A 13834-nucleotide genomic window follows, 5' to 3' on the forward strand; every position below is an offset into this window, starting at 1 on the left:
TGAGGTTCAGCGAAGATTCCCGAGGCATCGTCAAAGGATGTAGCGCGTTTTTAGCGGGTGGTGGAGCGCTCACTGGGGAGCATTCGGGTCAGTTTAGATGCGAGCGATCGGACTTTTTTGGGTCCGGGTCGCGGGAGCGTAGGAGCTTGAGGTTTCGGCGCTGACGGCGACGTATGAACGCCCGTTTGATGCGGGAGGGACGCCACAGGCCGGTGGCCAGGATCAGGCCGGTGGCCATGCCGCCCAGGTGTCCGGCGATCGAGATGGCTTCGCGGCCGGTGAGGACAAAGAGGATGTCCAGGGCGATGAAGATCAGCAGCATGGTCTTGCCGGTGACCGGAAAGAATAGCAGGTAGAGGCGCTCGTTCCAGTGGCGCCAGGCGTAGGCGGCCACCACCCCCATAACCGCGCCGGAGTAACCCAGGGTGGGGAAGTTGGTGGAGAAGAGGATCTGGCTGAGCAGGATCGTCACCCCGCCGCCCAGCGCGCAGAAGAGGTTAAAGGTCCACCAGCGCCGGGAGGACCAGCTCTGGTCGAGTTCCGCGCCGAACATCCAGAGCACGAAGCCGTTGAAGAGCAGGTGTGTGAAGTCGGCATGCCAGAGGGCGTAGGTGAGCAGCGTCCATACCTGCCCCTGATTCAGGACCGCCTGGCGGGAGATGAGCATGTAGTGATCGACGAAGGATGCCAGGGGGGCGATCATGACCGAGGCAAACCAGAGCACAAAGAGCGCCAGCAGCGTGATCTTGATATTGCGGGTGAAGGGGGGCCAGTAGAACTGGAGCTGTTGCGCCATGGTGTACCTCAGAGTGGGTGCCGCAGTCGGTGTTGAGGAGTAAGTTGACCACGGAAGGGGGCGTTGACCATAGGGGAGGATTCGGGGAGTGCAAGGGGCGGGGAGTCTCGGGAGGGAGTGCACGGGTGCCAGGTAAGCGATCGGCGGGTGTACGGGGGCCGGGTGAGCGTGGCGGGGTTTTAGGCAGGCGTCCTGGAGAGGGGGGCGCGGTGCGGTTACGAATCAAAACTTGTGTGGTGGATGGAAGACCGGGATAAGATGGGCAGTGGAATTATGTGGTCGTGGCGATGAACCCATTTGGGAGGCGAAATGATGGCGAAGCGTAGTTGGATGATGGCGTTGGGACTTTCGTTGGGGTTGTGTGGGGTGTTGGGTTGTGGCGGCGATGGGGATGGGGATGGGCGAGATGATGTGGGGGTGAATGAGGATGTGGGAGGGGAGGATGCCGGTGATGTGGGAGGGGAAGATGGCGGTGATGTGGGAGGGGAAGATGACGGCGGAGAGGACAGTGGGGATGTCGGGGGTGGCGAGCTCGGTGTGGAGGTGGCGGGGATTCCGGAAGGGAAGACCTATTTTCGCAGCGTGAGTGAGGTGGTGGTCAGCTGTGAGGAGTCTTGCGAGATCGCGTGTGGGCTTTCGCTGGATGGAGGGGCGGTGGAAGCGGTGACGTGCGCGGAAGGGGAGGCATTTGCGCTGGAGGGGCTGGCGTACGGAGCGTATCGATTTGAGGTGAGTTCGGGGGAGACGGTTGTGGCGGAGCGCTCCTTTGAGGTTCATCCTCCGGAGTGGGCGCAGGTAAGTGGTGGGGAGGGCTTTAGCTGTGCGGTGCTGCAGGATGGGCATCTGGTATGTTTTGGTGCCGGAGAAGCCGGGCAACTCGGTGATGGCGGTGCGGTGAGCCGGCTGGAGCCTGTGGTTGTGGCGGGGCGTTGGGCGGAGGTGGACGCCGGAGGGATGCATGCGTGTGCGATCGCCGAGGATGGAGCGCTTTATTGCTGGGGGAGTTCACCGAGCGGAGCGCTGGGGCTGGGTGCGGAGGCCGAAGAGCTTGTGGCGGCTCCGGAGCAGGTGGGGGAGGCCCGTGACTGGCTCAAGGTGAGTGCGGGAGCTACGCATAGTTGTGGGATTCGGCAGGGAGGAGCGCTCTACTGCTGGGGAGATAACGCCCGGGGGGCTGTGGGGGTGGGGAATGGAGAGGATGTGCTTGCGGAGCCGGCGCCGGTGGAGGTTGCGGGCGTGACGGGCTGGCTGGATGTGAGTGCCGGGGAGGGATTTAGCTGCGCGCTCACGGCGGAGGGGGCGCTTTACTGCTGGGGGCGTACGGATGCCGGCGTTACGGGGGCGAATAACACGGATGTTTACGAGCCTCGGGCGTATGAGGGGGCGCTGAGTGCGTTGTCGCTTTCGGCTGGCAGCAGTCACGCCTGTGGCGTTGTGGACCTGGATGCGGATGATGACGTCTACTGCTGGGGTGATGGGGCGATGTATAAGCTCGGGACCGGTGAGACGCGTCGTGAGGTCTCTCCTTCTCCGCGAGCGCCAGGCGCGACTTCGCTGGTATCGGTGGTCAGCGGCCGTACGTTCACCTGTGGATTGACCGTAGACGGCGCGCTGCATTGCTGGGGAGATAACGCCCGGGGTCAGCTGGGCTATGACCCGACCCTGGTAGGGGAGATGGTGTATCCGGCGCCGGTGGGGGAGGAGAGCTGGGAAGTTGTGGCTTCCGGGGCGCAGCATATCTGTGGGGTGAAGCTCGACGATAAGAGCCTGTGGTGCTGGGGAGATAACTCTCAGGGGCAGCTGGGTGTGGGAGTGGCGGGGGAGGATGCGGTGTCTGATGCGCAGCCGGTCGTCTGGCCCTATTGATTGGGAGGGCGTCGGTGTGTGACGTGACCTGACGTGGCTGGCGAGCGGAGGAGAGATAGAGATCGGCCCGGGAGGGCCGGTCTTTTTTCGTTGGGTGGCCCCGGGACGTGGAGGATGTGATCGAAGGCCTGGCACCTGGGAGAGCGTGGGGGGGGGCAGCGGGTGTCGACGGGGTGGGAGGGGGTGTGTTAGTGGCGAGGTAGCGAAGGGCGCTTGGTTGCGCGAGATCGGGGTGTCCAGACGAACTGTAGCGAGGACGGTAGAGGCGATGGCGGAAGTAAAAGCGTTTCGGGGTGTGCGGTACAGCTGGGAGTCGATGCATGGGGAGGAGGCCTCGCAGGTGGTGGCGCCGCCCTATGATGTGATCGACGAGGCGATGTTGGAGGAACTCTACCAGCGTCACCCGCAGAATGTGGTGCGGCTTGATCTGAACCGTCGGCAGGCGAGTGATAGCCCGGAGAACAATCGCTATACGCGGGCCCGGCGCTACATGTTCGACTGGTTGGCGCAGGGGGTGATGATCGTGGAGCCGGAGCCGGCGATCTACGTTCATGTGCAGGAGTTTGAGGATGAGGCCGGTCAGGTGTATCGGCGTCAGGGGTTTATGGCGTTGGTGCGGCTGGCGGATTATGAGGAGCGGGTGGTGCTGCCGCATGAGCGAACGCTCAAGGGGCCTAAGGCCGATCGGCTGGAGTTGATGAAGGCCACCGATGCGAACCTGAGTCAGATCTTTTTTCTGTATGATGATGAAGAAGGGGATGTGGATCGGCCGCTTTACGGGGCGATCGAGGGGGAGGCCGCGGCGCTGGATATTCGCACGGAGGATGGGATTCGACATCAGCTCTGGGCGGTGCGCGATGAGGCGGTGCAGCAGGCGGTGCAGGCCGGATTAAAGGAGCGTCCGCTGCTGATTGCGGATGGGCATCATCGCTACGAGACGGCGCTGGCGTATCGGGAGTTTCGCCGGCAGGTGGCCGAGGAGCCCGATGGAGACGCGCCCTATGAGTATGTGATGGGGTTTCTGGTCAATATGCACGATCCGGGGTTGCAGGTGTTTCCGACGCATCGGGTGGTGCACTCGGTGGCGGGGTTTGATGGGGAGAAGCTCCGGGCGCAGTTGGAGGAGGCCGGGGTTTACCGGGTTGAAGAGCTGAGCCGGGGGCTGCTTGATGATCTGGACGCGTTGCGTGAGCGTCTGGAGGCGGCGGGAGGGGAGTATCCGAGTTTTGTGGTGGGGATGGTCGGCGGCAGCCTGCTGCTGGTGCAGTATGTGGGTGGGGTGGACTCGCCGGTCTTTGATGAGGAGACCCCCGAGGAGGTGCGACGCCTGGATGTTGCGGTGCTGCATGAGGCGATCTTCGATCGGATGCTGGGGATCGACCGCGCGGCGCAGGAGGCCAAGTCGAATCTGGGCTATGTGAAGGGATGGGCCGAGGCGCGGGCGGCGCTCGATGAGCCGGGTCATCAGATGGTGGTGTTTATGAACGCCACCCCGGTGGAGCAGGTGAATCGGGTTTGTCTCTCGGGTGGGAAGATGCCGCAGAAGTCGACTTTCTTTTATCCGAAGGTGTTGAGCGGGCTTGTGATCAACCTTCTTTAAGATCTTGATGTCTCACCTGTTTTCAGGGCGGCGCCTTCGGGCGCCGCTTTTTTTTGAAAGAAAGGTCGGGGAAAAAGGGGGAGGGGACGCAAAGAGTGTCGAAAACGCTCGATAACAGGAGGAGTGAAGTTCTTGTGTGGGCAAGGGGACGACTCTGGCGGGTGAGCGCGATGAAGATCGAATCCAACGTGGGCGCAATGGGTGGTGTGGGAGGGGAGGCTTCCGGTGCGGGAGGGGTGTCGTTGGAGGAGGGGGGCGGGGTGTTTGAGGCGTTGCTAAGGGGGGGAGAAGAGTCGGGTGATGAGCGTCTGGAGGGGGATTATTACGGGCGTGCTCTGGAAGAGGGGGCGGTCCAGCGAGGGGAGGAGGGATGGGCCGGAGCATCCGACGGGGAGCGGCTCAAGCGTGGGGAGGAGCCCGAGCCGGGGGCGATGGCGGGGGAAGAGAAGGAGGGAGGGGAGAGTGAGGCTGAAGATGTTCGGCGATTGGAAGAGGCGGTGGAGGGGCCTGCGGTGTCGGAGGTGGTGAGGGGGCCAGAGCGCCCGGGGGGCGGCGTGAATGAGTTGGCGGCGGGTGGTGGTGGGGGGCCGGAGTTGGGGGAGGTGGTGGAGCAGATGGTGCGAGCGGCCCAGGTGGGGGAGGACGCGCAGGGGCGACGGGTGATGTTTCTGGAGTTGGAGGTGCCGGGGCGAGGGATGTTGAAGGTGAGGTTGCTTCGGGAGCATGACGGGTTTTCGGTGAGGATGCGTGCCAGTGATGAGGGTTTGGCCCGGGATTTGTTGCGCTGGAAGGGGGAGATGGTGCGGGCGGCCGGGGAGCGAGGGGTGAAGTTGAATGGCGTGGCGGTGGTGTGTTGAGGCGAATAGGCAGGCTGGGAGAGCGGAGTCGGTTGGGATGATTGGATCCAGGGTCTGGATGAGCGAGGTTTGGGGTGGATGAGAAGACGCAGTTGTTGGAGTTGCCCGGATGGTTTCAGGAGCTACGAGAGGAGCATCGAGCCCGAGAGGCCGAGGCGTTGGAGCCGACGGTGGTGGTTTCGAGGACATTGGAGGCGAAGACGCTGCGCGTGGAGGCGGTCGGAGGCGGTCGTGAAGCGAAGACGTTGCGCGTGGAGGCGGTCGGAGGCGGTCGTGAAGCGAAGCCACGGCATGAGAAGGGAGGTGCCGAGGGGGAGGAGGAGACGGCGGTGATGCCGGCGTTTGATGCGAAGACGCGCCCTGCGATCGATGTGCCGGCTCCGGTGATGAGGGAGCGTGTGGTGCGGGTCTGGTCTCGGATGAAACTGGCGTCAGTGACTCAGGGGGATGCCGAAGCGCTTCGGGGCCTGGTCCGTATCACCGGTGGCGAGCGTCTAAGGCAGGAGGTGTTGCAGGGGCTGGAGGGCGTCTTCGGGAAGGGCTGGCAGGTACGGGGGAGCAGTCGGGTGGGAGTGCATTGGGAGGAGGAGGCGGGAGCGTTTGCGGGAGGGGTGTCGACCTGGTGGCGAGTGATGCCGGGCTGGGAGCGAGGTCTGGTGTGGGTGAACCCGGAGTTGGGTCGAGCCTGGTTGCGGGCGTTGGGGTTGGGGGATCTGGGGGGAGATGAGGCGCACGGCGCGGTATGTTGTGCGATCGGGGAGGTGATGGGCGGTGCACTGGAGCGCTGTGGTTGGCCGCAGGTGAGCTGGGGGGTGAATCCGCTGCCCGGGCGCGCGAAGGTTGAGCTGATGCGGGCGTCGCGGCCGCCCTATGTGGAGTGGGTGTTGGAGGTGGGGTGGACGCGGGGGCGCGGGTTAATTCGGGTGGTCTTACCGTGGACGCTGGTGAGGCGAGTGGAGGGGCAGTTGCCGCGGAGCCGGGAGGTGCCAGAGGGGGCGGCGGTATGGCCGGTGTGGGGCAGGCTGACAGCGGGCAGTGTGAGGCTTTCGCTGGGGGAGGTGCGCGGTCTGGGGGTGGGCGATGTGGTGTTGTGTGGCGAGGTCAATGGGGAGGGGGTTGGGGCGGAGCTGCGAGCAGGGGCCACCGTCGGGTTTGGGGGGCGGCTGCAGGTTGGAACGAGCGGGTGCTGGCAACTGGTGATCAACGAGGCGTTGGCTGCCTCAGGTGAAGAAGGCGGCGCGATTCGTGCTGAGGCTATTGAGAGCGAAGAGGAGGAGCAGATGACGCAGGCTACGGCAGTTGAGGGGGCGGAGGTTGAGGTTGTGGTTGAGGTGGGGCGAGTGAAGTTGACGGTGGGGGAGCTTTCCCGGCTGGTGCCGGGGCAGGTGGTTGAGACGGAGGCTGCGGTGGGAGGGCCGGTGCGGCTTCTGGTGGGCGACCAGGAGGTTGCCCGCGGTGAGCTTGTGGAGGTTGAGGGGCGTCTGGGCGTGCGCGTGGAGCGTGTTTGCACCTAGGTCTGGTCGTTGTCATCGGAGCGGTCGCGGTGCAGGCGTGCGATGGCGTTGGGGACACGGAGTTCGTTGGTGGTTTCGTTCGGCGTATCGTCGGAGGGGGGGCGCGTTTTAAGGAGGCTCTGGGCGCGGAGATCTCGCAGGGATTTCAGGGCCTCATCCGAGTCAACTTCGACGGTTTGGCGGAGTTGGTCGAGTTCGATCCGGGGGATCTCGATGGCGTCGATATCCGCCTCGGCGTGGAGGTTCGCCAGGGCGCGGTCGACGCGTTCGCCGTGGAGGTCCGGTGGAGGCGGGCGATAGTTTTGGAGGGTTTGCCGGCGATCGAGGGGTTCGGGCAAGATGGTATCGAGAGCGATTTCTCCGCTCTGGAGTGGGATGGTCGGGGCGTTGCGCTGGCGGTGGGGGGAGGGCTGATTGACGTGGGGAAGAGGGATGGTGGGGTCTTCCGTGGCGCGTGAGAGAAAAGGGCTGCTGGAGTCACGGTTTTCGGTGTCGAGCAGGGTTTTCCAGCCTCTGGGGGTGCGTAGGGTCAGGTAAGAGAGGGTGGCGATCTGGCGATCGGTGTGCAGGCCGAGCTGAATGCTGATGTGGGGAAGGATCGCCTGGAGGAGGTGATCGGGGAGAAGATCGATATCGGCGGCGAGCCAGCGCTGACGAGGGGCCAGGGGGGAGAAGAGCAGTGGGAGGTCTTCGGGGGTGAGAGGGGCGTCCCAGAGCAGGGTGGTGGCGCGGGTTGCAATGTCTGCGAGTCGGCAGCGGCTGCGGTGGTCTTCGGGAGGGAAGAGGTGGATCAGGGGGACGCTGGAGGGGGCGATGGGGGGGACTGCAGAGATGTAGAGGGTGAGCTCATGGGGGAGTTGGGTGGCCAGCCACAGGAGGAGGCTCTGACGGGGGGCCTGGTGAGGGCAAAAGATCAGGCCGTTGATGGGCGTGGAGAGGCGGGGGCGGAGAAGTTCTAGCGTGTGTTTGGAGAGGGGATTTCGGGTGAGATCGGCGCGGGGTTTGAAGATTGCCAGGGGGAGCGCCGCCCCCTGGAGGGGTTCGAGCCACCAGCGTTTCAGACAGGCGGTGGGGCCGGCGGTGTGAAGGTGGCTGAGGATGGCGTTTACGGTGGCCGGAGGGAGCGGCGTATCCTGGAAGGTCAGAGTGCCGGAGCGCTCAAGGTGCCAGTGGCCATCGGGTCGCAGGATGACCAGCGAGGTCGCCGGGTCGTTCAGGGCCTGAGTCAGAGCGGGCAGGGAGCGAATGCTGGCGTCGAGAGCGGAAGAGGTCATGGGAGCTGTGGGGCGCGGGGTTGTCCGGGAGGAAGCTCAAGAGGGCTCTGGGTGGGAGCGGCGGGTTCATCGGGGTTGTGGAGCAGGGGTTCCAGGGTCAGCGTCAGACGAGTGAGCTGGTCTGGAGGAAGTTGAAGATCGAAGCGTTGGGGGATGTGGTTCGGAGCGCGGAGTTCGAGGCGGTAGTTCCCTGGCGTCAGCGAGAGGGTATGGTCCTGCCAGCGGTTAACGATGCCGTGGTAATCGTCATTGAGGAAGATCTCGGCGGTGTCCGGGGAGACGTTGAGTTGGAGCAGCGCGAGGTTTGAGGCGGAGTCGTCGCGTTGGTTGGAGTAGGAGGGGGTGCAGCCGTGGAGCAGGGGGGTGAGGGCCAGGGTCAGGAAGGCGATCGTGAAGATGGGGGAAGGCCCGGGGTGTGGCATGATTTATCCCTTGGGGTATCAATGTGGTATAAGAGCTTACTAAACGAAGGTTGAGGCGGGAAGGCTGGTGCGTGTGGTGTGTGTAGGAACGTTCGTTGCATTGAATTTTGGAATGTGTTCGTTCGCGCGCGGTGCAACTCCGAGGGAGGGATGTGTCGCGGGGCCGAAATCATCAAGAATCGCGGAGAGAGCGATGTTTGAGCAGAGAATCTGGCACGTTGTGATGATGGGGGTGTTGGCGCTGGCGGTTGCCGGCTGTCCGGAAGATGAGCCGGTGCTCTCGTATAGCGACTTTTTTGAGCCCTGGGATATGAGTCCCTATGAGTTTGATGGGCAGCCGATGTTGGAGGCGCCCGAGCGTTTGATTTTTGAGGACGTGGCTCCGGGGGATGTTGAGGTTCGTGAGGCGGAGCTGATCAACGTCGGGCGGACGCGTCTGGCGTTGTTCGGGATCGAGCTGGAGGGTCCATTTGATGTGGATTATCCAGAGTTTCTCGATGGTCTTCCTGGCGAGTTGATGCCCGGAGAGTCGATTCTGGTGCAGGTGAGCTACCAGGCGTTGACCGATGAGGCCGTGCAGGGGGTGATGCGGGTAAGAACGAATGATCCGCAGAAGGAGGTGCACGAGATTCATCTGCTGGCGAACACTGATCTTCCCTGTCTGGAGGTTGAGCCGGCCGAAGGGGTGCGGTTCGGGATGGTGGCGCGTGGGCAGCAGGTGGAGCGAGAGGTACGGCTGAGGAATTGCAGTCGGGAGGTGGAGACGCGGGTGAGGGTGTCTTCGCTGGAGGGGGATGGTGGATTCCGGATGTCGCAGCAGGCGGCTGAAGAGGGGCAGGAGCACGTGCTTGCGGCCGGGGAGACGATGTTGTTGGGGGTGAGTTTTTTGCCGACGGAGTCGCGACCGTATCGGGGGCGGCTGGTGCTGGAGAGTAATGATTTGCTGGTGCCGGAGCGGGAGTTGGCGCTGGTTGGCGAGGGGGCGCCGCCGGTGTGTCCTACCGCGGTGATTCATGCGCAGGGAGTGGAAGGGCAGGCTCAGGCTGCGCCGCAGGGGCAGATGGTGGGACGCCCGCTGGAGACGATCGGGCTGAGTGGGGAAGGCAGTCGCGCCGATGATGGGCAGGCGGTGGTGGCGTATGAGTGGACGCTGGTGGAGCGCCCTGGTGATACGCAGGTGCAGTTAGCAGAGGTGGGGGATGAGGCCTGGCGTCAGCTCTATCTGGAGCTTGTGGGGCGATATGTGGTGGAGCTGCATGTGATCGATGCCGAGGGGACGCGTTCGTGTGAACCGGCGCGGATGGTGGTGGATACGCGCACGGATCGGGATATTCACGTGCAGCTGGTCTGGGATACGCCCAGTGACTCCTCGCGCACTGATCGCAGCGGGAGCGATGTGGATCTGCATTTATTAAGAGATGGGCCCGGGGCGCGGTGGAATACTGATCCGTGGGACTGTTTCTGGCAGAACAAGACTCCGGACTGGGGTGTGCCTGGAGACCTTCGCGATAATCCGGGGTTGGATATTGATAAGGTGGATGGGTGGGGACCGGAGAATATCAACCTGGATCAGCCGGAGCACGGGGTGAGGTATCGGGTGGGGGTGTATTATTTCTCGGACCACGGATTCGGGGAGAGTTTTGCGACGGTACGTCTCTATCTGGGAGGAACGTTGCAGTTGGAGATGCGTCGGCGTCGTTTGACACACCATCAGTTCTGGGAGGTTGCGGACGTGATGTGGCCGGAACGCACGATTGAGGTTCGTGATCGGGTGTTGTCGGACTTTCCGGGATTCTGAGGTCAGGGGGAGGGGGGGATTTTAAGGCGCAGGGCGTCGAGGCGCTCAAGGAGGTTGAGGCGTTGGAGTTGGTCAAGGGCGATGTTGCCGGCCTGGCGTGCGCGAGTGGTTTGGCGGTGGAGCAGGCATTGATCCAGGGCGATCTCGGCCAGGGTGGCGGTGTCGAGGTTGACCATGCCGGAGGATTCCAGGGTCTGTGATGCCTGCTGGAGGTGGTGATCGAAGGCGTTCCAGTCGGGGGTATGGGCGGCGCAGGCGGCCAGGGCGGTGTGTGCGACCCCCTGGTAGCCGGTGGAGTTTGCGGCGAGCATTGCGCGTAGGGCGTCTTCGAAGTGAGGTTGCGCGCCGGGGAGGTCGTTTTGAGAGGCCAGGCAGAGGCCGATGTTAAAGCGGATGGCGCCGGTCTGTGAGACGCCCAGGCGTTGAAGCGCTTCCAGGGCGCGCTGGTAGAAGTGTAAGGCGCGGGGGGCATTTTTGAGGAGGCGATGGGCTTCGCCCAGTGCGTTGTCGCAGTGTGCGACGCCGTAGAGGTTTTGAGCCTTGAGGTAGAGGTGTCGGGCCTGCTCGATATCGGAGGCGGCCTGTTCGGGGTTCTCGCGGGCCAGGGAGATGGCGCCCAGGCCCAGCCAGGCGGAGGCCATATCGGAGGGGGCGTTTGCTTTGCGGGTCCAGGAGAGGGAGTCGCGGTAGGCACTGGCGGCGGTGTCGAGGTTGGCCCGGGAGTAGTGAAGATCTGCGAAGAGCTGGAGGGCTTTGGCGTAGTCGTGGGTCAGCGCGGGGTCGGGCGAGGAGGCGGCGTGGATCAGGGGGCGGAGGCGTTCGAGGCAGGCTGTGGCCAGGCTCAGGCCATGGAGGATATCGCCCCGGGATCGGGCGATGACTCCGGCGGCAAAGAGGCGTTGGGCGTCGAGGGTGGGGTCGTCGCAGGGGGGCAGCGCATCGATGAGGGCCATGGCTTCATCGGTGCGGCCCTGTTTGGCCAGGGTGCGGGCCAGGTGGGTAGCCAGGTGGAGGCGTCGGGGGTGATTCAGGGGAGTGGAGAGGTGATCGAGGGCCTGGCGGTACTGTTCGAAGAGTTGGATGGCGCGTTTGAAGTCGTTGGTGAGGCGGAAGTGGTCGGCGGCGAGCAGGAGGGGATCGAGGCAGTCTTCGAACTGGTGAGCGGCGAAGAGGTGGTGGCCGACGCGGGCGGCGACCTCGGGGGGGAGATCGGGGTAGAGGTTTTGCAGTGCGCGGGCGCAGTGGCGGTGGTGGTCGTTCCAGCGCTGGTGTTCGGAGGCCAGCCGTTGCAGGGATTCACGCAGGGCGCCGTGGAGGAAGCGCCAGCGGTGATCTTCGGTGTTGGCGAGTCTGGCCAGGGTGAGGGTTTCCAGGAGGTTATGGGGGATGGCGACGTTGGCCAGGCGGCAGGCGGCGGTCCATTCGCGGAGGTCGATGTCCTGTCCCAGCGCGGCGGCGATCTCTAGAGCAAAGAGGGCGTGGCGAGCTTGATGGGAGGAAGACGTGATGCTGTCGATCAGCAAGGAGATGCGATCGCGTAGCAGGGTGTCGATGGAGTCGGGCAGGGGTGCGCGGGCGCCTGCGCGGAGGTTAAAGCCTTCTGGCGAGGGGGCGAGGATATCGCGGGCGACCCAATCGCCGACGAGTTGGACGGCGAAGAGGGGGTTGCCGCGGGTGCGTTCGACCAGGTCATCGACGAGTTCGGAGTGCAGGCCCAGGAGGTGTTTTACCAGGGTGCGGTGGTCCTCATCTTTGAGAGGGTCGACGGGGAGGTGCGTGGTGGCCGGGTGATGTTTGAGTCGGTTCAGGAGTTCGGCTTCGGCCTGGCGAGTGATGATGAGATCGGGTCTGGCGGTGGCGACGATGAGGACAGCCGGGGCGAGGTTTTCGGGGAGGTCGAGGAGGAAGAGGGCCAGGGCCAGGGAGTCCAGACCGTAGTGCACATCATCCAGGTGTAGGATCAGGGGGCGATGCGGGTGGAGGCGTTTGAGCACGCGGGCGATCAGCGCGTAGCGTTGCTGCGGGGTGGCCCGGGAAGCTTCGGGGTGAAGGTTTGGGTTTGTGAGATGAGCGAGCTCGATGCAGTCGAGGAGGTCGTCGGGAGCGAGGGGGCCGGAGCGGCTGAGAAGATCGCGCAGGTGTGCCAGGCGTTGTTCGTGGGGGAGGTTGTGGGTCTGGAGAAGGTCGTTGAGCAGGGCGGTCAGGCCCTGGGTCTGGGAGGCGATGGGGCTGTGCGGAGCCAGAGCGCTGTGTGCGACGCCGCGTTCGTGGGCCCGCTGGCAGAGCCAGGATGCCTGGCGGGTTTTGCCCACGCCGGAAGGGCCCTCGAGCAAGACGGCGCGGGGAGTGCGCTGGGTGTGGACCTGACGAAGAGAGCGCCAGAGGGCGTCGCGCCAGGGGATGCGGTCGACCATGGGGATGGGGCGCAGGCCAAAGAGGCCCAGTCCGGTTCCGCGGAGGTGGTCGGGGGCCAGGGCGATGCGATCGAGGGGAGATTCCCAGGTCTGGGGGAAGGGGGGGCCGTGGGTGTGGGTGGAGGAGGCCGGGGTTTTGGGCGTGGCGGGTCTGGTGAAGGTGTGGGGAGGGTGGGGGCTGATGAGGAGGGTGCGGGAGGCTTCGTCCTCGGCGGCTGTGTGTGAGGAGGCGATGGGGAGTGGAGGCAGCGGGGGGACGTGGGTGGCGTCGGCGGGGGACTCGGAGTGGGGTGTGAGCTGGCGGAGGTCGAACGCGGCGTCGGCGGCAAACTGGTAGCGATCGTCGTGGTGCTTGGCGAGGAGGCGCCCGATCCAGGCACCGAAGGGGGCCGGGAGATCGATGTCGGTCTCCAGGGGCGGCAGCGGGCGGTGGAGGTGGGCGTGGAGGATCTCTTCGGTGGTGGTCCCGGAGTAGGGGGGGCTGCCGCTGGCGAGCCAGAAGGCCAGGCAGCCCAGGGCGTAAAGATCGGTCCAGGGGCCCTGGTGGTACCACTGCGCGAGGATCTGTTCGGGGGCCATGAAGCGGGGCGTTCCGGCTACTCGTGAGGTTTGTTCCGGGGTGGGACGCTCGTCGAGAGCATGGGCCAGGCCGAAGTCGGAGAGTTTCAGCGTGGGTCCGTCGGGGCCATGCACCATCAGGACGTTTTCGGGTTTGAGGTCGCGATGGATCACTCCCCGGGCGTGGGCGTGGCTGAGGGCTTCGAGGATGTTGAGGAGGATGGCGCGTTGCTGGGAGAAGCGTAGCGAGCGAACGGAGAGATCGCGCAGCGAGCCGCCGGCCAGTTCCATGACCAGGTAGGGGGAATCCAGGGTGAGGAGTTCGGGGGCCTGGCGGGCCTCCTCTTCGGTGATGATGGCGGTGTCAAAGACCCGGATGATGCCGGGGTGAGCCAGGCGAGCGACGGCGCGTACCTCCCGGTGGAATCCCTGGAGGAAGTGGGGGTCGACGGCGCGTTTGCTGGTGATAATCTTTATCGCCAGTTCGGTGCCCGTGGGGACATGAGTCGCGTGCCAGACTTCGCCCATGCCCCCGCGACCCAGGGGGCGGTTGAGAAGGAAATTTGCCAGGGTGATGGTCATGGGGCTTCCGGGGACGAGGGGGGGACGGCGTTGGTGTTACTAAGTGTAGAGTAAGGAGAAGCCCCAGGGAATGGGCGAAGGTTGCGTTGGGAGTGCGGCGACTGGTAGGCAGTGCGGCGGATGCCTGGCGGTGGTCGCTGTGGCGGCGAACGA

At 64.6% G+C, this 13834-nt stretch carries 9 protein-coding genes; 5 read left to right on the top strand and 4 right to left on the bottom strand.

Features of this window, described 5'->3' with window-relative positions; all coding sequences use genetic code 11:
* Positions 1–88: 88 nt before the first annotated feature.
* Positions 89–796: a rhomboid family intramembrane serine protease gene (locus tag DL240_RS07230; RefSeq protein ID WP_111729189.1), complete on the bottom strand. Its 708-nt coding sequence runs from the start codon at positions 794–796 to the stop codon at positions 89–91.
* 312 nt (positions 797–1108) lie between these two features.
* Between DL240_RS07230 and DL240_RS07235 the strand changes: the two genes are divergently transcribed.
* The 4 genes from DL240_RS07235 (at position 1109) to sctQ (ending at position 6633) form a co-directional block, all read left to right on the top strand.
* Entirely contained in the window at positions 1109–2662 is a 1554-nt protein-coding gene (locus tag DL240_RS07235) for an RCC1 domain-containing protein (RefSeq protein ID WP_158542422.1), read from the top strand.
* A gap of 268 nt (positions 2663–2930) precedes the next feature.
* The gene (locus DL240_RS07240; RefSeq protein ID WP_111729191.1) at positions 2931–4262 is read left to right on the top strand and encodes a DUF1015 domain-containing protein; all 1332 of its coding nucleotides are present in this window, start codon (positions 2931–2933) and stop codon (positions 4260–4262) included.
* A gap of 170 nt (positions 4263–4432) precedes the next feature.
* On the top strand, positions 4433–5119 hold the full coding sequence (locus DL240_RS07245; RefSeq protein ID WP_111729192.1) for a hypothetical protein: 687 nt from the start codon (positions 4433–4435) through the stop codon (positions 5117–5119).
* Positions 5120–5193: 74 nt separating this feature from the next.
* Complete coding sequence (gene sctQ, locus DL240_RS07250; RefSeq protein WP_111729193.1) at positions 5194–6633, top strand: type III secretion system cytoplasmic ring protein SctQ; 1440 nt, start codon at positions 5194–5196, stop codon at positions 6631–6633.
* Here sctQ and DL240_RS07255 read toward each other — a convergent pair.
* The gene (locus DL240_RS07255; RefSeq protein ID WP_111729194.1) at positions 6630–7907 is read right to left on the bottom strand and encodes a hypothetical protein; all 1278 of its coding nucleotides are present in this window, start codon (positions 7905–7907) and stop codon (positions 6630–6632) included. The two genes, sctQ and DL240_RS07255, sit on opposite strands and share 4 nt — an antisense overlap.
* Complete coding sequence (locus tag DL240_RS07260) at positions 7904–8329, bottom strand: hypothetical protein (RefSeq protein ID WP_111729195.1); 426 nt, start codon at positions 8327–8329, stop codon at positions 7904–7906. Before DL240_RS07260 ends, DL240_RS07255 begins: the two co-directional genes overlap by 4 nt.
* Positions 8330–8522: 193 nt before the next feature.
* On the opposite strand from DL240_RS07260, the gene DL240_RS07265 reads away from it, so the two are divergent.
* Positions 8523–10127: a hypothetical protein gene (locus tag DL240_RS07265; RefSeq protein ID WP_111729196.1), complete on the top strand. Its 1605-nt coding sequence runs from the start codon at positions 8523–8525 to the stop codon at positions 10125–10127.
* 2 nt (positions 10128–10129) lie between these two features.
* Here DL240_RS07265 and DL240_RS07270 read toward each other — a convergent pair whose 3' ends face one another.
* Positions 10130–13681 carry a serine/threonine-protein kinase gene (locus DL240_RS07270; RefSeq protein ID WP_111729197.1) on the bottom strand — a complete coding sequence of 1184 codons (3552 nt, stop codon included), beginning with the start codon at positions 13679–13681 and terminating at the stop codon, positions 10130–10132.
* Between the last annotated feature and the right edge of the window lie 153 nt (positions 13682–13834).

It is taken from the genome of Lujinxingia litoralis, from assembly GCF_003260125.1.
Taxonomy (GTDB): domain Bacteria; phylum Myxococcota_A; class Bradymonadia; order Bradymonadales; family Bradymonadaceae; genus Lujinxingia; species Lujinxingia litoralis.

Excerpts from the sequence above, each read along its gene's own strand:
- DL240_RS07270 (WP_111729197.1), bottom strand. The coding sequence starts at position 13,681 with ATGACCATCACCCTGGCAAATTTCCTTCTCAACCGCCCCCTGGGTCGC.
- DL240_RS07260 (WP_111729195.1), bottom strand. The coding sequence starts at position 8,329 with ATGCCACACCCCGGGCCTTCCCCCATCTTCACGATCGCCTTCCTGACC.
- DL240_RS07230 (WP_111729189.1), bottom strand. The coding sequence starts at position 796 with ATGGCGCAACAGCTCCAGTTCTACTGGCCCCCCTTCACCCGCAATATC.
- DL240_RS07255 (WP_111729194.1), bottom strand. The coding sequence starts at position 7,907 with ATGACCTCTTCCGCTCTCGACGCCAGCATTCGCTCCCTGCCCGCTCTG.
- DL240_RS07235 (WP_158542422.1), top strand. The coding sequence starts at position 1,109 with ATGGCGAAGCGTAGTTGGATGATGGCGTTGGGACTTTCGTTGGGGTTG.
- DL240_RS07245 (WP_111729192.1), top strand. The coding sequence starts at position 4,433 with ATGAAGATCGAATCCAACGTGGGCGCAATGGGTGGTGTGGGAGGGGAG.
- DL240_RS07265 (WP_111729196.1), top strand. The coding sequence starts at position 8,523 with ATGTTTGAGCAGAGAATCTGGCACGTTGTGATGATGGGGGTGTTGGCG.
- DL240_RS07240 (WP_111729191.1), top strand. The coding sequence starts at position 2,931 with ATGGCGGAAGTAAAAGCGTTTCGGGGTGTGCGGTACAGCTGGGAGTCG.